At 70.2% G+C, this 18,239-nt stretch carries 19 protein-coding genes; 9 read left to right on the forward strand and 10 right to left on the reverse strand.

Annotation, left to right across the window (positions count from 1 at the left end; translation table 11 throughout):
• Positions 1 to 104: 104 nt before the first annotated feature.
• On the reverse strand, positions 105 to 839 hold the full coding sequence (locus tag SREC43747_RS0104010; RefSeq protein WP_236623011.1) for a TetR/AcrR family transcriptional regulator: 735 nt from the start codon (positions 837 to 839) through the stop codon (positions 105 to 107).
• A gap of 78 nt (positions 840 to 917) precedes the next feature.
• Here SREC43747_RS0104010 and SREC43747_RS0104015 point away from each other — a divergent pair, with 78 nt between their 5' ends.
• Positions 918 to 2,258, forward strand: a complete 1,341-nt coding sequence (locus tag SREC43747_RS0104015; protein WP_029719862.1) for an FAD-dependent oxidoreductase — start codon at positions 918 to 920, stop codon at positions 2,256 to 2,258.
• A gap of 117 nt (positions 2,259 to 2,375) precedes the next feature.
• On the opposite strand, the gene SREC43747_RS20485 is transcribed toward SREC43747_RS0104015, so the two are convergent.
• Positions 2,376 to 3,707, reverse strand: coding sequence for a cupin domain-containing protein (locus SREC43747_RS20485; protein ID WP_081722414.1), 1,332 nt, complete (start codon positions 3,705 to 3,707; stop codon positions 2,376 to 2,378).
• Between the two features lies 1 nt (position 3,708).
• The gene (gene fdxA / locus SREC43747_RS0104025; protein ID WP_029719864.1) at positions 3,709 to 4,053 is read right to left on the reverse strand and encodes a ferredoxin; all 345 of its coding nucleotides are present in this window, start codon (positions 4,051 to 4,053) and stop codon (positions 3,709 to 3,711) included.
• Positions 4,054 to 4,104: 51 nt separating this feature from the next.
• Here fdxA and SREC43747_RS0104030 point away from each other — a divergent pair, with 51 nt between their 5' ends.
• Together SREC43747_RS0104030 and SREC43747_RS0104035 are read left to right on the forward strand one after the other, a co-directional pair.
• Complete coding sequence (locus tag SREC43747_RS0104030) at positions 4,105 to 4,737, forward strand: DUF2249 domain-containing protein (protein WP_029719865.1); 633 nt, start codon at positions 4,105 to 4,107, stop codon at positions 4,735 to 4,737.
• Positions 4,738 to 4,831: 94 nt separating this feature from the next.
• Positions 4,832 to 5,260, forward strand: a complete 429-nt coding sequence (locus SREC43747_RS0104035; protein WP_201768621.1) for a hypothetical protein — start codon at positions 4,832 to 4,834, stop codon at positions 5,258 to 5,260.
• A gap of 82 nt (positions 5,261 to 5,342) precedes the next feature.
• On the opposite strand, the gene SREC43747_RS0104040 is transcribed toward SREC43747_RS0104035, so the two are convergent.
• Entirely contained in the window at positions 5,343 to 5,864 is a 522-nt protein-coding gene (locus SREC43747_RS0104040) for a GNAT family N-acetyltransferase (protein WP_051387672.1), read from the reverse strand.
• A gap of 76 nt (positions 5,865 to 5,940) precedes the next feature.
• On the opposite strand from SREC43747_RS0104040, the gene SREC43747_RS0104045 reads away from it, so the two are divergent.
• A complete protein-coding gene (locus SREC43747_RS0104045; protein WP_029719869.1) occupies positions 5,941 to 6,528 on the forward strand; it encodes a TetR/AcrR family transcriptional regulator in 588 nt (195 codons plus the stop codon).
• 6 nt (positions 6,529 to 6,534) lie between these two features.
• Here the strand turns inward: SREC43747_RS0104045 and SREC43747_RS0104050 are convergent, their stop codons facing one another.
• The 3 genes from SREC43747_RS0104050 to SREC43747_RS0104060 are packed head-to-tail and all read right to left on the reverse strand — an operon-like array spanning position 6,535 to position 9,893.
• A complete protein-coding gene (locus SREC43747_RS0104050) occupies positions 6,535 to 7,323 on the reverse strand; it encodes an aminoglycoside adenylyltransferase domain-containing protein (RefSeq protein ID WP_236623012.1) in 789 nt (262 codons plus the stop codon).
• A 6-nt stretch (positions 7,324 to 7,329) separates the two neighbouring features.
• Positions 7,330 to 8,259, reverse strand: coding sequence for an alpha/beta hydrolase (locus tag SREC43747_RS0104055; protein ID WP_029719871.1), 930 nt, complete (start codon positions 8,257 to 8,259; stop codon positions 7,330 to 7,332).
• Between the two features lie 44 nt (positions 8,260 to 8,303).
• The gene (locus SREC43747_RS0104060; RefSeq protein WP_236623013.1) at positions 8,304 to 9,893 is read right to left on the reverse strand and encodes a long-chain-fatty-acid--CoA ligase; all 1,590 of its coding nucleotides are present in this window, start codon (positions 9,891 to 9,893) and stop codon (positions 8,304 to 8,306) included.
• Positions 9,894 to 10,308: 415 nt separating this feature from the next.
• Between SREC43747_RS0104060 and SREC43747_RS0104065 the strand changes: the two genes are divergently transcribed.
• From SREC43747_RS0104065 to SREC43747_RS0104080, 4 genes are all read left to right on the forward strand, one after another.
• Positions 10,309 to 11,571: an acyl-CoA dehydrogenase family protein gene (locus tag SREC43747_RS0104065; RefSeq protein WP_029719873.1), complete on the forward strand. Its 1,263-nt coding sequence runs from the start codon at positions 10,309 to 10,311 to the stop codon at positions 11,569 to 11,571.
• Between the two features lie 50 nt (positions 11,572 to 11,621).
• A complete protein-coding gene (locus SREC43747_RS0104070; protein ID WP_236623014.1) occupies positions 11,622 to 13,010 on the forward strand; it encodes a phosphotransferase family protein in 1,389 nt (462 codons plus the stop codon).
• 92 nt (positions 13,011 to 13,102) lie between these two features.
• Positions 13,103 to 14,083, forward strand: a complete 981-nt coding sequence (locus SREC43747_RS0104075) for an SMP-30/gluconolactonase/LRE family protein (RefSeq protein ID WP_236623015.1) — start codon at positions 13,103 to 13,105, stop codon at positions 14,081 to 14,083.
• Between the two features lie 68 nt (positions 14,084 to 14,151).
• Positions 14,152 to 14,922 (forward strand): SDR family NAD(P)-dependent oxidoreductase, encoded by a 771-nt coding sequence (locus SREC43747_RS0104080; protein ID WP_029719876.1) that lies wholly within the window; start codon positions 14,152 to 14,154, stop codon positions 14,920 to 14,922.
• 135 nt (positions 14,923 to 15,057) lie between these two features.
• On the opposite strand, the gene SREC43747_RS0104090 is transcribed toward SREC43747_RS0104080, so the two are convergent.
• The 3 genes from SREC43747_RS0104090 to SREC43747_RS0104100 form a co-directional block, all read right to left on the reverse strand.
• Positions 15,058 to 15,381 (reverse strand): DUF2795 domain-containing protein, encoded by a 324-nt coding sequence (locus SREC43747_RS0104090; RefSeq protein WP_029719877.1) that lies wholly within the window; start codon positions 15,379 to 15,381, stop codon positions 15,058 to 15,060.
• Between the two features lie 138 nt (positions 15,382 to 15,519).
• The gene (locus tag SREC43747_RS0104095) at positions 15,520 to 15,951 is read right to left on the reverse strand and encodes a VOC family protein (protein WP_029719878.1); all 432 of its coding nucleotides are present in this window, start codon (positions 15,949 to 15,951) and stop codon (positions 15,520 to 15,522) included.
• Positions 15,952 to 16,147: 196 nt separating this feature from the next.
• Positions 16,148 to 16,399 carry a lasso peptide biosynthesis PqqD family chaperone gene (locus SREC43747_RS0104100; RefSeq protein ID WP_029719879.1) on the reverse strand — a complete coding sequence of 84 codons (252 nt, stop codon included), beginning with the start codon at positions 16,397 to 16,399 and terminating at the stop codon, positions 16,148 to 16,150.
• A gap of 426 nt (positions 16,400 to 16,825) precedes the next feature.
• Here SREC43747_RS0104100 and lat point away from each other — a divergent pair, with 426 nt between their 5' ends.
• Entirely contained in the window at positions 16,826 to 18,187 is a 1,362-nt protein-coding gene (gene lat, locus SREC43747_RS0104110; RefSeq protein ID WP_029719880.1) for an L-lysine 6-transaminase, read from the forward strand.
• Positions 18,188 to 18,239: the final 52 nt, after the last annotated feature.

The following is an 18,239-nucleotide window of genomic DNA, read 5'->3' on the forward strand; positions in this document are numbered from 1 at the left end:
CCTCCGCAGTCTCATCGGGAACGCGTCCGGGGAATTCGCGTGGAGCTGACGAGCGCACTGCCGGAAGCCGAATGCTCCCAGGTGCCGCCGGCCGGGTGCGGGATTCAACCGCGTCGGCGATTCGCGTGCGGTCGGCGTCCGCGCCGGACGTCGGTGGGCGGCGGCGGTGGCGGGGGTGGAGCCGCGCGTTCGGCCAACCGCTCGACGACCGCGTGGACCGACTTCTCCGCTTCCACGGGGTCGTCGCCGAGGCCGAGCAGGAGGTTCTGCGCGTGCGGTGCGAGGACCGCGAGGACCCCTCGCCCTTCTGCCCCGAAGAACCCCGACATCTCCAGCAGGACGAAGCCGTGGATCATGCTCCAGAACTGGCCCACGATCGAGACCGGGTCGTCGCCGTGGATCCGCCCGGAGTCGAGGGAGCGCTGCACGGCTTCTTTGAGCTGGTCGAATGTCGCTGAGGCTTCGGCGAGCCCGCTCGGCTCGCCGTCGACCGTCAGGTCCTGCGCCACGACTGCGCCGCTGCCCGGTGCGGTCATGCCGAACATCAACCGGTACCGCTGGGGACTGGCCAGGGCGAACTCCCGGTAGGCGAGGCCGAGCGCGAGGAGGTCGGCAACCGGGTCGTCGGTGTGCTCGACCGCTGCCAGGGTTTCGCCGAACTGCACGAAGGCCCGCCGCGCGAGCGCCTCGTAGAGCCCGGCCATGCCGCCGAAATGCGTGTACACGGCCATCGTCGAGGTGCCGATCTCGGCGGCGAGCTTGCGGGCGTTCAGCGACTCGGGTCCTCGCGTTTCGAGCATCCGGAGTCCGGCTTCGATCAAACGCTCTTTCGTGCTCACGTGACAAGAGTCACATAACTTTGTTATACAAGCAACCTCGCGCAACGAAGTCGTTCAGAGCGGGCGAGGGGGCCTGTCATGCGGACTCGTGAAAATCACGCGATCGTCCTCGGTGCCGGGATGGGCGGATTGCTCGCCGCCCGGGTGTTGGCGGATCACTGCGCGAAGGTGACCGTGCTGGACCGGGATGCGCTGCCGGGCGAAGCTCGCCCGCGGCGCGGCGTTCCGCAGAGCGCGCACGGGCACACGCTGCTGCCGAAGGGCGGAGAGCTCATCGAGCGGTTCTTCCCGGGGCTGCTCGCCGAGTTCGGCCGGTGCGGAGTGCCCGTGATCCGGGAGGACCCGGACGAGATCCGATTCGAAGCGGTCGGGCACCACCTCGCTGGTGCTGCACCGGGACCGGAGGCCGAAGTCCACGTGCCCAGCCGTCCGATGCTGGAGAAGGGCGTGCGGGAGCGCCTGGCACGTATGTCAAATGTGGACATCCGGGACCGGTGCGCGGTGGAGGGGCTGCGGTTCGCCGGCGGATGCGTCACGGGAGTGCGGGCTACGTCGACCGATGGGCCACTGCACCTCGACGCCGACCTCGTCGTCGACGCGCTGGGGCGCGGCTCCCGCACTCCCGTCTGGTTGGAGGAGCTCGGCCACCCGCGCCCCGAGGAGGACGAGGTGAAGGTCAGGGGCACTTACTCGAGCCTGCAGATGCGGATCGATCCGCACGCGTTGCGGGAGAAGATGGTGCTCATCAGCGCCACGCGGCTGCGTCCGAAAGGCATGGCGCTGTTCCGCCACGAGAACGAGATGTGGGACGTCTCGGTGTTCGGCGTCGGCGGGTGCAAACCTCCGTCGGACCTCGCCGGCATGCTCGAGTTCGTCGCCGATTTCGCGCCCGCGCACGTGCTGGACGCGCTCCGATCCGGACAGCCGCTGTCCACACCGGAATCGCGGACGTTCCCGACCAGCCGCTGGCGCCGGTACGACCGGATGCGCGCGTTCCCCGAAGGGCTGCTCGTGCTCGGCGACGGCGTGTGCAGTTTGAACCCGACCTACGGGCAAGGCATGACCGTCGCGGCGGTGCAAGCCGATGCGCTCGCCACCGCGTTGCGCGATGGGACGCACGACCTCGCGCGCCGGTACTTCCGCACGGCCGCGAAGCCGATCCGGGACGCCTGGAACCTCGCCGCCGTGGCGGATCGCGCGGTACTCGGCTGGCGGACCGGACCTCTCCCGCTGCCGGTCCGTGCTCTGGCGCCGCTCGCGGACGCGTTCTTCAGCGCGGTCGCCAATGACGCCGTGCTGCGGGATCGGTTCCTGCGGGTGTTCACCTTGTCCGCGCCGCCGGCCTCGCTGTTCACCGCGAGCACCGGGTTGCGCGCAGCGCATTCGCTCATCCGAAGGGGGTGGGGAGGTAGTGGCTGAGCGAGGTGCGGCCAGCGCGCGGGGCGTTCCAGCGGTGGGAGCGCTCGTCGCGGAGCGCTCCGGTCTCCCGCGGGCCAGCTGTGGCGCACCGTGCGCAGCGCGATCGATGCGGTGGCGTCAAGTCGAGGGCTGCTCGGGCCACTGGCGGATGCCGGCGATGAAGTTCGTCGGGGCCACTGCGACGAGCACTTCCGCCGCCGCGTCACCCGGGTTGGTCAGGGAGACCTCTTCGTCCTTGCGCACGAGGGCGGAGTCACCCGGGTGGACGTCGATGGATTCCGCGGCGTCGCTGATGCGGATCCGGCCGGTGACGGGGGTGAGGATGACGTCCGACCCGTTGTGGGAGTGCGTTGGCATGCCGGACCCCGCCGGCACGTGCACTCGCAGCAGTCCGACGTCCGGCCCGCCTTCGTCGCCGCCGAAGACGACGGTGACGGTGGGGCTGTCGGGTACCGGTGGCTTCCGGACGAGGCCTTCTGCCCTGCGGCGCAGCTCCATGGTGAACACCTCCACTGGTCGTTCCTCGACTTCGAAACCTGTTGGGGCCAGCCGGGTCGATGTCGAGCACGCCCGGGTGGAAGGACGGGGCTGGAGGTGGACCGGTGCCGCCGCGGACCCGGTCGGAGTCCGAGCGGTGCCCGGGCCCGTCCGCGGGTCAGCGCACCGAAATCGTCCACTTTGGATGATTTGATGCCGGGGGAGCAGCGGTCTGCAGCTGGAAGTCCACTGCGTGCGAACGCGTGCTCTCCTCCGCCGCCTCCATCCCCCCGCCTTGGCCGTGGTCAGTTGGACAACGCACTTGTCGGGTTCGACGAACGCGTCCAAGCGGTCGACCGTGATCGGGGAGCCCCACGCCTCCATCGCCCCTCGCATCAGGCCCAGGTGGATCGGGCAGGTGATCTGAGGCCGGTCCTGGGCGAGTTCGAGGAACGGGCAATTCCGGAGGTTGATCCGGGCTGTTCCGCCAGCGGGCTGCTGCTGCTCGGCTTCCCGTTCGGGGGCAAAACCGACTTCGTCGAGCAGCGCGACGAGCTTGTCGATCGGGTCGTCCGGGGCGCCCGAACCGGTGTCGGGCGAGGCGCAGTGCTGGTGTCCCCAGCGGCGGCCGGCTTCGACGGCGCGGTTCCGCTGCTCGGAGTCGGCGGTGTTGAGGGTGCCGGCCAGGATCTCCGCCAGCATCCGGTACTGCCGCGGTCCTGCGGGGTCCATCCCTGCCACCGCCCGGAACAGCTGCGGCGGTCGCCCCGGAACCCGTTGCTGCGGGCTGACCCGCTCGACCTGGCCGTTCGCGACCAGCCTGTCCAAGTGGAACCGGACGGTGTTCGGGTGCACGCCGAGTTGGTCGGCGATGTCCGCGATGGACAGCGGGTGGGACGATCCCTTCAGGACCCGCAGGATCTCGTCGCGTCGCCCCGGGGAGCTCTGCGACTGGTTCTTCCGGCTCGGCATCTCAGCCTCCTTGCGGCGGCAGGTTGGCGACCAGTGGTGTGTCCACGCCTATCCTGCCGAGCTTGCTCGCCCCTCCCGGGGACCCCAGTGGTGCGTCCCGGCCGGGCAGTGTTCGGGTGAAGAACGCCTCGTTGTCCTCCCGGTAGGGCTCCAAGTGCTCCGGGAGGTCGTCCTCGTAGTAGATCGCCTCCACGGGGCAGACCGGTTCGCACGCGCCGCAGTCCACGCACTCGTCCGGGTGGATGTACAGCGATCGGGCGCCCTCGTAGATGCAATCCACCGGGCACTCGTCCACGCATGCGCGATCCATCACATCCACGCACGGTTGTCCGATCACGTACGCCATGGCTTAGAGTTTATACAAAAAGGAATTGTAAAAACTAGGAGTGAGGCACAGATGGCAGCAACCGAGGCCCGCGAGGAACCGCTCCAGGAGTTGGACGTCCGGCCGCTGTGCAAGCCCGACAAGCACCCCGCGATCTTCGCCACCTATGCCGAGCTGCCCGCAGGTGGTTCCTTCGTGCTGATCAACGACCACGATCCGAAGCACCTGCGGGACGAGTTCGAGGCCGACCACCCCGGCAGCTACCGGTGGGAGTACCTCCAGCGCGAACGCGGGGACTGGCGGATCAGGATCACCAAGCTCGCGAGCACCCCGCTGCCCAGGGTCCTGGTCAACACCGCGGCCGCTGAAGCGGCAGATCCGGGCGCCACCGGTCCGGTGTGGACGCTCCAATGCCGCGACCGGGACTTGGACTCCAACATCATCGCCCTCCCCGCCGGAGGGGGTATCGACGCGCACACCGGCCCGGACGTCGACGTCCTCGTCCACGTCCTCGCGGGCAGCGGGCAGCTCACCACCGAACTCGGCACCGTTGAACTCGCGCCGGGAGCACTGGTGTGGCTGCCGCGCCGGTCCAAGCGCGCGTTCAAGGCCGGCCCCGGCGGCCTGCGCTACCTCACCGTCCACCAACGCCGGCAAGCGCTCGTCCTGGAACCGGCCCCCGCGAGGGCGGCGCGGTCCGAATGACCCGCGGCGGGCAGCGATCGCCGACTGCTCGCGCGGGACGTGCTGATCGCTTCGAACGAAGTGCGGACCCCTCCTGCACCACCGAGGAGCAATGATGACTGGATCCCTGGCTGTTGCGGTCGCGGTGAGCTTCGTCTGGCTGGGAATGGTGCTGGCGATCTCCTTCGTGGAAGCCCCGCTCAAATTCCGCGCCCCCGGCGTGACGGTGCAGATCGGACTCGGCATCGGGCGCCTGGTGTTCCGCGCCCTCAACGCCATCGAGGGCGTTCTCGCCGCAGCGCTGCTCATCGCGGTGGTGGGCGCGGCACCGCCGCCGTCCGCTCTCGTGGCGGTGCTGGTCGCCTGCGGCGCGCTGCTCGCGCAGCTGGTCGGCGTGCGCCCCTGGCTGAACCGGCGGACCAAAGCCGTGCTGGCCGGTGGGGCCAGTGGTGGTCGCTCGCGCGGGCACCACGCCTACGTCGTCCTCGAATGCCTCAAGGTGATCGCCTTGCTCGTCGGCGGCGTCCTGCTGTTGGGCGGCTGACGGCGAGGAACGAGGCCAACTCCCCGGATCGAGGCCGTTCCCGCTGCGGGAGACGGCCTCGAGGCCCGCGCGGAAGCGGTGCCTACAGGTCGCGCGCCCAGTCCTGGCCCACCAGGTCGTGGCCGAAGCTGTGGTGCTCCTCCTGGCCGACCAGTTCGAACCCGTGCGCTTCGTAGATGCGCCGCGCCGAGGTGAGGACGTCGTTGGTCCACAAGGTGATGCGGCGGTAGCCGGCCTGCCGCGCGAAGTCCAGGCAGGTGGAGACCAATCGGCTGCCGAGCCCGCGGCCACGGCCGCGCGGGTGCACCAGCAGCAGGCGCAGCTTGGCCAGCTGGTCGTCGGCGCGGACCAGGAACACGCAGCCCACCCGTTCGCCGTCCACCTCGGCGATCCACGCGGCTTCGCGGTTCTCGTCGTGCTCGTTCGCGTAGTCGGCGACGATCTTCGCCACGAGCGCCTCGAACGAGGTGTCCCAGCCGAACTCGTCCGCGTAGACCTCGCCGTGCGCCTTGACGACCCAGCCCAGATCACCGGGCTGCCCGAGCCGGCGGATCGCCAGTTCTCCGCTGTCGGCCCTGACTTCTCCGTTGCGCGTGCTGGTCATCGTGGTCCCCCGATCGGTGCGGTGTGCGGGCCGAGTCGTACTGACACGACTGTTTCACTCATGCCATGCTGGGACCGTGCCCCAGTCGTCCGCAACCCCCTCCGCGCGGAAAGTCGAGCTGCTCGAAGCGGCCTACCGGTACGCGCTCACCCACGGGCTGGCCGGCCTGTCGCTGCGGCCGCTGGCCAAGGAGATCGGCTCCAGCCCGCGCGTGCTGCTGTACCTCTTCGGCAGCAAAGAAGGGCTGGTGCAGGCGTTGCTGACCCGCGCCCGGGCCGACGAGCTCGAACTGCTCGCCGACCTCCGGGCCGAACCCCCGGAGAGCTCCGCGGACGACCGGCTGGTCGAGGTCGCGGAGCGGCTGTGGGCGTGGCTGGCCGCCGACGAGCACCGCGCCCTGCTCAAGCTGTGGCTCGAGGGGTACGCCCGATCCCTGGTCGAGCCGGAAGGGGTGTGGGCGGGATTCGCGCGGGCGACCGTGGCGGACTGGCTGGACGTGCTCGCCACCGCCCAACCCGAGCGCGTGCGCCGCAGCCAGGAGGGGCTCGCGCAGCGCACGCAGGTGCTGGCCCTGCTGCGGGGCGCCCTCCTCGACCTGCTCGCCACCGGCGACGTCGACCGCACCACCGCCGCCGTGCGCCGCCAGCTCCGCGCCTCGCGCTGAACGGGATCAGCCCCCGGCGCGCTGCCGGGACCGCTCCGCCAAGCGGTGCGCGAGGGAAGCGACCCGCGCCGCGTCAGCCCACTCGTCGGTGGTGCTGCCGCGGTACCCGTCGCGGGCGCGCAGGAGCAGCGCGCGATCCGGCCCGCTGAGCGTCGGCGCGATCAGCTCAGCGGCCTCGTCCTTGGCGACGATGCGACCGGAGTCGAGCGTGACGAGGGTGCGCGCCAGCGTCAGCAAGGTGTTCCGCTCGTCCCCCTCGAGCCCCGCCAGGACATCGGGAAGCGAAGCCAAGAGTGCCCGGCGCAGCAGGTGCTCCGGGACGGGTGGGACGACTTCTTCGAGCCGGCTCCCGCGCAGGACGCGGTGCGCGGAGTGGGCGGTGGCCAGCAGCGTGACCACATCGGGGTCCCGCACGGGCAGCGGCAGGTGCCCGTCGACGAGTTCTGCGCGCAGCCACTCGCCGTACTGGAAATCGCGCCGGGGCTCTTCGCGCAGCGGCACCACGTCGTCGACCACGAGACCGGTCAGCTCGATCGGGCGGCGAGCGGCGACCTCCGGGAACCGCTCCGCGTGCCCGCGCCACCCGGAGACCGAGAGCAGCAGCGACACCAGCCCGGCGCGCTCAGCGCGGGTCAAGGAGCGACGGGTGAGGACGAGCAGGTCGACGTCGCTGTCGGGACGCAAGCCCGAGGTGGCCGCGGAGCCGAACAGGTGCACCCCGACGATCCCACCCGGGTCCTGCCGATCCAGGTGGGCCAGCACCGGGAGCAGCCGTTCTTCCACGTCCTCCGGCACGCCGCACTACTCCGCCGCGGGGTCGCGCTCGGCCGAGGCCGTTCCGGTGGCCCGCTTGACGTGGTCGGCGATGAACTCGTACATCTGCCGGGTCACCTCGGCGGACTCGTCGAGGATGTCGTAGCCGTGGTCGACACCCGGCACCTCGCGGTACTCGACCAGCGACCCCGCCTCCTCCAGCTTGCGGGCGTAGGTGGCGGCCTCGCTGCGCAGGCGGTCCCGTTCCGCGGTGATGACCAGCGCGGGCGCGATGCCTTCGATGCCGTCGGCGTTGCTGCCCCAGGCCGGGGAGACCAGGCGGTGCCGGCGCTGCGCCGGGTCCCGCAGGTAGGCGGTGTCGGCGATCTCGCTCAACCACAGCGGGAGGAAGGTCTTGCCGTGCACGGGCTTGTCCTTCGCCGGGGTGGCCAGGTCCAGCACCGCGTAGTGCAGCACCTGCAGCGCGATCCGCGGACCGCCTTCCTCGAGGGCGAGGCGAGCTGCCGCCGCGGTCAGCGAACCGCCCGCGCTCTGCCCTCCGACGCACAGCCGCTCGCCGTCCCAGTCCCGTTCCGCGGCTGCCGCCCAGGTGAGCACGTCGTAGACCTGCTCGACCGGAACGGGGAACCGGCACTTGGGCGCCGTGCCGTAGTCGACGTTGACCACGGTGACTCCGGCGTGCGTGGCGAGGTAGCGGCACCACGGGTCGTCCTGCTCGGGGTAGCGCATGATGAACGCGCCACCGTGGACGTTGACGTAGACCGGGGTGCGGCCGGTGGTGCCCGGTGCGCGGTAGATCGTGCACGGGACGTCGCCGTGCCGGGTGGGCACCGAGATCGCGGTGGTGTTCACCGCCAGGTCGGCGAACTGGCGGCGCGGCGGTGGCGCCAGGCCGCTGAGCGCGGAGAGCGCACGCGCGATCGAGTCGGCGACGAAAGGCCTGGACAGCAGCGACACGCGGCAACAATAGGGTTTCCGCTGGTGGTGATCAACCGCGGTGCTCACCCTCCCCGCTGGCGGAGGGATTCCCGGAGTTTGAACTTCTGCACCTTGCCGGAGGCGTTGCGGGGCAGTTCGTCGACCACCACCAGCGAGGTCGGTTTCTTGTAGGAGGCCAGCCGGGCGCGGCAGTGCTCCACGACCTCCTCCAGCGTCGGTGGATCAGCGGGATCGGTGGGCACGACGACGGCGCAGGGGGTCTCCACCCACTTCTCGTGCGGGATCCCGACGACCGCGACTTCGGCGACCTTGGGGTGGGAGTCGATGGCGGCCTCGACCTCGGCGCAGTAGATGTTCTCCCCACCGGAGACGATCATGTCCTTCTTGCGGTCGACGACGTAGATGAAGCCGTCCTCGTCCATCCGGCACAGGTCACCGGAGTGGAACCAGCCGCCCGCGAAGGCTTCGGCCGTGGCCTCGGGATTGCGCCAGTACTCCCGCATCACGGTCGGTCCCCGGTAGACGATCTCGCCCACTTCGCCGACCGGGACGTCGTTGAGCTCTTCGTCGACGATGCGGGCTTCGACGTTGACGACCGGGGTGCCGACCGAGCCCATCTTGCGGATCGCGTCCTCGCCGCGCAGCACGCACGTCACCGAGCTCATCTCGGTCTGGCCGAACATGTTGTAGTTGGGCACGTTCGGGAAGGTGCGGGCCATCGCCTGCAGCACGGAGGGCGGGGCGACCGAAGCTCCCCACGAGATGCGGCGCAGCGACAGCTTCCGGTTCTCGATGCCGGGCACTTCGCAGATCGCCTTCCACTGGGTGGGGACGAAGTAGCAGGCGGTGACGCCTTCCCGTTCCATGGTGTCGACGGTTTCGGCGGCGTCGAAGTTCCCGGAGCGCATGATGATCGAGCGGCCGCCGAACATCAGGTAGCTGAGGATGCCGTTGAGCCCACCGATGTGGAACAGCGGCAAGCCGGAGAGCCAGACCTCCTCGGGGTCGTGGATGCCCTGGGTGACCGCGCAGTTGAGCGTGTTCATGACCAGGTTGTGGTGGGTGAGCACCGCTCCCTTGGGGCGACCGGTCGTTCCCGAGGTGTACATGATGAACGCAGGATCGGATTCGGGGACGTCGATCAGCAGCGGTTCCGGACTTTCCGCGGCGAGGGCTGCTTCGTACGCCTCGGCCCCCAGCCCCGGGGTCTGCTCCGCCACGTTGGTGGCGAGCACCGTTGTCACGCTAGGGACGCGGGGGCGCACCGCGGCCGCGGTGTCGGCGAGTTCGCGGTCCACGACCAGGGCTTTGGCTTCGGCGTCGTTGAGGATGTAGGTGATTTCGCCGGCGACGAGCCGGAAGTTCACCGGGACCACGATGGCTCCCAACCGGCAGGTCGCGAAGTACGCCTCCACCAGTTCCAGGCTGTTCTGCATGAACACCGCGACGCGGTCGCCGCGTGCCACCCCGCGAGCGGCCAGGGCGCGGGCGAGTCGCGTCACGCGTTCGTCGAGTTCGGCGTAGGTGCGCTGATCGTCGCCGCACTGGAACGCGACTTTGCGGGGGAAGAGCCGAGCGGCGCGAGCGAGTTGAGCACCGTGGGACATTCGGCGGGTGGCGGTGAGAGCGGTGATTTCGCGGTCGTGAGTCAAGGTGCCTCCTCGCGGCCTCGTTGCTCGGTGGAGACGTTGACCTGACGAATGTGCTGCAACGGTAGGGGCGCCCGGGTGCGCGCACAATAGTCCGGACGGGGGCTGGGACGAATGGTCCGCGTCTTCTGCTGTCACTCGCTTGGAGCACCCCCAAAGGGGATTCCCGTCGAGTTCCTCAGGAATTGACGGGAATTCTGAAGTTCACTGTGGACTGCGTTCGGCTTGCCCGGGCGCGCCGTCGGGTCGGCGCGGTGCACCTGGAGGAATTCGAATTCACAATGGAATTGATCGGTCTTTCCTATAGCGCCGCGACAGGAATTCGCTCTGCAGCGGAATTCTCCCCGTCCGCCGTTCTCCTCTTCCCAGACACCCCGGCCGGTGCCATGCTATCCGCACGATCGCTAAGGAGGTTGGCGTGGATTTCCAACTCCCCGCGGAGCTGACCCGACTGCTGGCCGAACTCGACGGATTCATCGAACGCGAGATCAAGCCCCTGCAGGAGCAGGACGACAACCAACGGTTCTTCGACCACCGCAGGGAGTACGCGCGAACGGACTTCGAGAACGGCGGCGTGCCACGGCCGGAATGGGAAGAACTGCTGGCGGAGATGTACCGCCGGGCCGACGCCGCGGGTTGGCTGCGCTACGGCCTGCCGAAGGAAGTCGGCGGCTCCGGGGGGACCAACTTCGACATGGCGGTGATCCGCGAACACCTGGCCCACAAGGGGCTGGGGCTGCACAACGACCTGCAGAACGAGTCCTCCGTGGTGGGCAACTTCCCCGTCGTGCACATGCTCCTGGAGCACGGCACCCAGGAGCAGAAGGACGAGTTCCTGGAAGGGATCTTCACCCTGACCCGCCGGGTGGGGTTCGGCCTCACCGAACCCGAGCACGGCAGCGACGCCACCTGGCTGGAGACCACCGCGGTCCGCCGCGGCGACGACTGGATCATCAACGGCGCCAAGCGCTTCAACTCGGGAATGCACTCGGCCACCCACGACGTGGTCTTCGCGCGGACCTCCGGCGAGCCCGGGGACGCCCGGGGCATCACCGCGTTCATCGTCCCCACCGACGCCCCCGGCTTCTCGGTGGACTTCCACTGGTGGACCCTCAACATGCCCACCGACCACGCCGAAGTCACCCTCCGCGACGTGCGGGTGCCCAACTCGGCGATCCTCGGCGAAGAGGGCGGCGGGCTCGCCGTCGCCCAGACCTTCGTGCACGAGAACCGCATCCGCCAGGCGGCCTCCGGGGTGGGTGCCGCGCAGTACTGCATCGACCGCAGCGTGGAGCACGCACGGCAGCGGAAGACCTTCGGCCAACCGCTGGCGAAGCGGCAGGCCGTCCAGTGGCCGCTGGTGGAACTGCACACCGAGGCGGAAATGGTGCGCGGACTGGTGCGCAAGACCGCGTGGGAACTCGACCGGGTTCCGCACGAGGAGATCAGCGACAAGGTCTCGATGTGCAACTACCGCGCCAACCGGCTGGTGTGCGACGCCGCCGACCGGGCGATGCAGATCCACGGCGGGCTCGGCTACACCCGGCACCTGCCGTTCGAGCACATCTACCGCCACCACCGCCGCTACCGCATCACCGAAGGCGCGGAGGAGATCCAGATGCGCAGGGTGGCCGGGTACCTGTTCGGCTTCACCGGGCCCCGGAGCAGACGGGCCGAGTGAGGCTCGGTGCGCAGCAGCTGCTTCGGGAACGGGGCGAGGAGGTTTCAGCTGTGGTGGAACAGGTGCGCGGTGGTGCTGACGAACCGTCCGACCTGTCGCGGATGCTGGCCGAGCGGCTGGGCGTCGTGCTCGGCACCCCGGTCGACATCTCCCGGCTGACCCGGTTGACCGGTGGCGCCAGCCGGGAGACGTGGTCGTTCGAGGCGGTCCCGGCGGACGGGCCACCGCGGCGCCTGGTGCTGCGGCGGGATCCGCCCGGAACCGGGCGCCCGGGCGGAATGGCGCTGGAAGCAGCAGCCATCGAAGCCGCGGCCCGGGTCGGGGTGGCCGTTCCACCGCTGGTCGACGCCGGTGCCGATGACGCGGTTCTCGGCTCTCCCTACCTGATCACCGAGCACGTCGACGGCGAGACGATCCCGCGGCGCCTGCTGCGCGAAGCGCGCTACGCCGGTGCCCGTCGCACGTTGACGGCCGAGCTGGGCCGGACGTTGGCCCGCATCCACTCGATACCGGTCGCCGACATCCCCGACCTGCCCGGCGGGGACCCGCTCGACGAGCTGCGCGCCGCCTACGACGAGCTCGGCGAACCGCTGCCCGCGGTGGAGATCGCGCTGCGCTGGCTCGCCGAGCACCGCCCGGACCCGGTTCCGGAGACGGTCGTGCACGGGGATTTCCGCAACGGCAACCTCGTCGTCGACGAGACGGGCTTGCGCGCGGTCCTCGACTGGGAGCTGGTGCACCGCGGGGACCCGCGGGAGGACCTGGGGTGGCTCTGCGTGAAGTGCTGGCGCTTCGGGTCGGAGCTGCCGGCCGGCGGTTTCGGCACCGTCGACGAACTGCTCGACGGCTACGCCGAGGTCGCCGGGCACCGCCCGGACCCGGAGGCGGTGCACTGGTGGCAGGTGCAGCGCACCGCGTGGTGGGCGCTCGGCTGCCGCCGCATGGCCGAGCAGCACCTCAGCGGTGCGACCCGCTCGGTGGAGCTGGCCGCGATCGGGCGCCGGGTGTGCGAACAGGAGCACGACGTCCTGCTGGCCCTGGGGCTGCCGGCGGAAGACCCCCCGGAGCCGGTGGAGGAACTGCCGCCCTGGTCCGACCTGCACGGCCGGCCCACCGCGCCGGAACTGCTGGCGGCGGTCGCGGAATTCCTGCGGGAAGAGGTCATGCCCGCCACCGAGGGGCGGATCAACTTCCTGGCCCGGGTGGCCGCCAACGCGCTCGACGGAGTGGAGCGCGAGCTGCGGTTCGGTTCGCGGCAGGCGCGCGAGCACCGCCGCCGCCTCGCCGACTTCGGGGTCGCCGACCAGGCCGAGTTCGCCGACGCCATCCGGTCAGGAAAACTCGACCCGGGTGATCCCGCATTGCTCGCGGCGGTCCGCGCCGCCGTGACCGACCGGCTCGCCGTCGCCAATCCGCGCTACCTGTCGCAGCCGGGGTGACCGGCGCTGGCAGCGCTCCAGCGGGCCGAGCCCGGTCGATGCGGTGCCGAACACGACCCTGCCCACCAACGATCCGGAAAGGACGGTCAACGATGGTCACCACCGAGCCCGACACCGCACTCGGTTCCGCCGGCGCTCCGCAGATGCGCCTGGTCGCCTCGGGCCTGCAGTTCCCGGAAGGCCCCATCGCCATGCGCGACGGTTCCGTGCTGCTGGTCGAGATCCGCCGCGGCACGTTGACCCGGGTGTCGCCGGACGGGGAGGTCTCCGTCGTCGCCGAGCTGGGCGGCGGGCCGAACGGGGCGGCGGTCGGCCCCGACGGCGCGATCTACGTGTGCAACAACGGGGGCTTCGAATGGCACGACCACGAGGGGCTCACCCTCCCCGGCAAGCAGCCCGACGACTACATCGGCGGGCGGATCCAGCGGGTCGTCCTCGACGCGGACGGCGGCGCCACCGTGGCGGACCTCTACACCGAGGTCGACGGCCGCCCGCTGCGCGGCCCCAACGACATCGTGTTCGACGTCCACGGCGGGTTCTGGTTCACCGACCTCGGCAAGACCCGGGACCGGGACTCGGACACCGGCGCGGTGTACTACGCCAGCGCGGACGGGTCGTCGATCACCGAGGTCGTGCACCCGCTCGTGCAGCCCAACGGCATCGGGCTCTCCCCGGACGGCAGTCGGCTCTACGTGGCCGAGACCGGACCCGGCCGGGTCTGGTACTGGGACGTTGAAGGCCCCGGTGAGTTGAAGTTCTCGGACGACCCGCTGGCGCCGGGCGGGGCGACGCTGCTGCACGGGTTCTCCGGATACCAGCAGCTCGACTCGCTGGCGGTGGACGGCGAGGGCAACGTGTGCGTGGCGACCCTGGGCACCGGGGCGATCAGCGTGCTCTCCCCGGACGGCGAGCTGCTCCGACAGGTCCCGGTCTCCGAACCCGATCCGCTCGTCACCAACATCTGCTTCGTCGGCAGCGATTCCCGCACCGCCTACATCACCTCGTCGGGTCGAGGGCGGCTCTACGCCACCGAGTGGTCCGGCCCCGGCCTCGACCTGGCCTGGACCGCCTGAGCAGTCCACCCGTTCCGCGACGCTGCCGCGGCCGCACGAACCCGGATGCTCCACTTCGGAGGAATGGCATGACGAACTCGATGTTCGATTTGACCGGTCACGTTGCACTGATCACCGGCGGGAATTCCGGGATCGGTCTCGGCATGGCCCGCGGATTGGCCCAGGCCGGGGCCGATGTGTGCATCTGGGGGACCAACGCGGAGCGCAACGCGGCCGCGGCAGCCGAGCTGAGCGAGTTCGGTGGGCGGGTGCGCTCGATGGTGTGCGATGTCGGGGACGAGACCGCGGTGCAGGAGAGCTTCGCCGCCGTGCTCGAGCACTTCGGCCGCGTCGACTCGTGCTTCGCCAACGCCGGGGTCAGCGGGGCGGGCGTGCCGTTCACCGAGACGAGCCTGGAGGAGTTCCGCCGGGTCACGCGGATCAACCTGGAGGGGGCCTTCCTCACGCTGCGGGCCGCCGCGGCGCACATGGTCGAACGCGGCGGTGGGGGAGTGCTGGTGGGCACGTCGAGCGTGTCGACCATTCACGGCGCGCCGCGCAACCAGGCCTACGCGGCGAGCAAAGCTGGGCTCACCGCGATGCTCAAGGGCTGCGCGGTGGAGCTGGCCCGCCACGGCATCATGGCGCACTCGATCGTCGCCGGTTGGACGGAGACCCCGCTGGCCTCGCCGGCGCTGCACAACCCGGCGTTCGAGAAGAAGGTGCTGCCCCGGATGCCGCACCGCAGGTGGGGCAAGCCGGAGGACTTCGCGGCCCTGGCGGTGTACCTCGCTTCGGGCGTGGGTGGTTTCCACACCGGTGACGAGATCGTCGTGGACGGCGCCTACTCGATCTTCTGAGCTGCTGGTCCGCTGCTGCCGGCCGGGGCGACCGGTCGGGGGCGGCGCACCGCGGTCACCTCCTCCGGACCGGGCGTGGTGGCACCGGTGGCGCTCACGGGTGCCACCGGTGCCGGGAGGTGATGTGCTCGGGGATCAGCTGCCGCGGTTCTCACCGAGCTCTTCGACGATCGGGTTCGCCGGGGTTTCGGTCTGGTGTTCGGCGAGCCTGTCCTTGCCGGCGCGGGCGCGCTTGGCCTTCTCCGGGTCGCTCTCCTCGTCCTCGGAAGCCCTGCTGAACGGCACCGAACGCGCCACCTCGGTGTAGTTCTCGTAGTCGGCAGGCGGGATGGAGCGCAGCGCCCGCAGGGTTTCCTGATCGGCCCCGGCCTGTTCCGCTTGCTCTATCAGCTGCTCCTTGCTCGCGGGGAAGTCCGCGTCTTGCAGGGCCGCTTTCAACGTCGGCCGATCCGTGCTCATGGCTCCTCCCGATCCTGCTCCGGGTAGCGGCACCTACTTGTTTCCGGCAGCTGGTTACCCAGGGGGCGTGGGGAGGAAACCGATCACGCCGCCCCTGGCCGGTGGTGCTGGCGGCTTGGACCGGAGCGCTCGGGGCGCTCAGCTGAAGAGCACCGTGCCGTCCTGGTCGACGTGCCAGCCCGGGTTGTGCGCGATCTCCCACACGATGCCGTTGGGGTCGCGCACGTGGGCGTGGAAGATACCGCCGAACTCCCCGGGCTGCGGCTCTTTCAGGACGGTCCCGCCGCCGGACGCCATGGCCTCGACGACGGACCGGACCTCCTCGCGGCTGTCCACATTGTGCGAAAGGGTCACGCCGGAGACGCCGGTCCGTTCCGTGCTCCCGGGCAGGTCGCGGCTGAACTTGTCGGACCGGAAGAGCCCCAGCACGACGCCGGGGGCGACTTGGAAGAAGAGGATCTCGTCGGGCACGTCGGCCAGCGGACGCCAGCCGAGCGCGTCGCGGTAGAACCGCCGGGCCGCGTCGAGGTCTGCGGTGGTGAAGGTGATGAAGTGGACGTTCTGCTTCATGCGGCCACCTTCTCCGGAGCTGCGGGCATCGGGTCGTGGAGCGGGTTGCTGGAAGCTCACCACGGCGAGCCCGGAAGGGGAAGCGGCATCACCCGGGTGGGCGGTCCTGCGCCGGGCGCTGCTGCGGAGCGGGGCTCGAGCGCGTGCTGGACGTCCGGTGCGGACCCGGTCGTTGTTCGAGGCTCGTGGCAGCTGGTCAGGCGGTGACCAGGCCGGAGAGCCGGAGGTGCTCCAGCAGCGCGTGGACATCGCGGGTGGCCTGTTCGCGGTCCGTGTCGTACTCGGCGAGCACGGCGTCGACGGCCTCTTCCTCGGTGCTTCCGCCGAGCAGGGTGTTCAGCACCAGGGTCGCGGTGGTGTTGAGCTGCCAGTACTCGCCGGTGAGCTGGTCCAGCAGGACGGCGCCGAAGTCGGTTTCGGTGATGGACACGTTCTTCCGGATGCGCATGGGGGCCTCCTGCCGGTCACCGGTTGCCCGTCCGGCCGGTCTTCCGGTCCGGTCTCGTCGGGCGTCGTCGGATGATCCCCAGCCGGATCAGCACCGGTGCTTCGTACGGCCGCTTCATCTCGGGCTCCATTTCCGCGGCGATTCCGCTGGAAGTGGCCTGTGCTGTGCTTCGTGCTCCCGGGTAACTGCGCATGGTGCGCCGAATGGTCGTCGGCTGCAACTTCTGCTGAGCGGAATGAGCGTCGTTGCGGGCTCCGGTGGCCGCGCCGGGGAGCGGGGATCGGGTGGTGACGTGTTCACCATCGCCCGGAGGATTAGAAAGTTTTTCTCTAACAAAGGTATTTCACGGGAAAACTTGCATCATATGGCCATTTGCGGGTAAGCATCTGTTGCAGAGTGGTGTGGGGCACGTCAGGAGGGACGGACATGACCGCCCAGCGAGAGAGCATCCGCGAACCCGTGGCCACCGCGGCGCCGGACGAAGCTGCGACCGCCGTCGAAACGCTGCGCGCGAGCGTCACCGGCGATCTGATGGACATCGTCGTGGACCTGACCGCCGGGGACGGCTGCCGGCTGCGCGACCTGCGCGACGGCACCGAATACCTGGACATGACCATGTTCTTCAGCTCCGCCCCGCTCGGGCACGGGCACCCCGCGCTGCGGGATCCGGAGTTCGAGGCGGCACTGCTGGCCGCCAGTCGCGTCAAACCGTCCAACCCGGACTTCGCCACCGTCGAACAAGCCAGGTTCGCCGAAACCTTCCGCCGCGTGGTGGGAGACCCGCAGCTGCCGCTGCTGTTCTTCATCGACGGCGGTGCGCTCGCCGTGGAGAACGCGCTCAAAGTCGCCTTCGACTGGAAGACCAAGATGAACGCGCGAGCGGGTGTCCCCGTGCGCGGCAGCAGGGTCCTCCACCTGGAACGCGCCTTCCACGGCCGCAGCGGCTACACCCTCTCCCTGACCAACACCGACCCGGTGAAGATCCGCGACTACCCGATGTTCGACTGGCCGCGCATTCCGAGCCCGGCCATCGAACCCGGCCGGCGCTGGGAAGTCGACGGGCTGCTGCCGGAGGAAACCGCGGCGCTCGACGCGGCCCGCGCGGCGCTGCACCGCTACGGCCGGGAGATCGCCTGCTTCGTCTACGAACCGGTGCAGGGCGAAGGCGGCGACCGGCACCTGCGTCCCCGATTCCTGCAGGCGGTGCAGGAGCTCTGCCAGGAGCACGACGTGCTCACCGTGGCCGACGAGGTGCAGACCGGCGGCCTGGCCGGCTGCCCCTGGGCCTACCAGGAGCTGGGGCTGCAGCCGGACCTCGTCGCCTTCGGCAAGCGCATGCAGGTGTGCGGCATCATGGGCGGCCGCCGGGTGCTGGAGATCCCGGACAACGCCTTCCGCGAAGCCAGCCGGATCAGCTCCACCTGGGGCGGCAACCTGGTGGACATGGTCCGGGCCACCCGAATCCTGCGCACCATCGAGAACGAGAACCTGTTCGCGCACAGCCGGCGCATGGGCGCACTGCTGCTGGCCGAGCTCAACAGCCTGGTCGCCGACTTCCCGGAACTGCTCCAGCACCCCCGCGCGCGCGGTCTGATGGGGGCGATCAGCTTCCGCCGGCCCGAGCACCGGGACCAGGCCATCGCGGTGGCCCGGGAACGCCACCGGACCCTGTTCCTGCCGTCCGGCCCGGACTCGCTGCGGTTCCGGCCACCGCTCACCGTGCAGGCCACCGAGATCGGGGAGGCGGTGCAGGCGCTGCGCAAGACGCTCGCCGAGCTGGACGCGTAGTCGACGTCGGACCTCCCTCCCAGGTCGGAGCGCTGGCCGCCGGAGCGGCTTC

The sequence above is a fragment of the Saccharopolyspora rectivirgula DSM 43747 genome, from assembly GCF_000497205.1.
Lineage (GTDB): Bacteria > Actinomycetota > Actinomycetes > Mycobacteriales > Pseudonocardiaceae > Saccharopolyspora > Saccharopolyspora rectivirgula.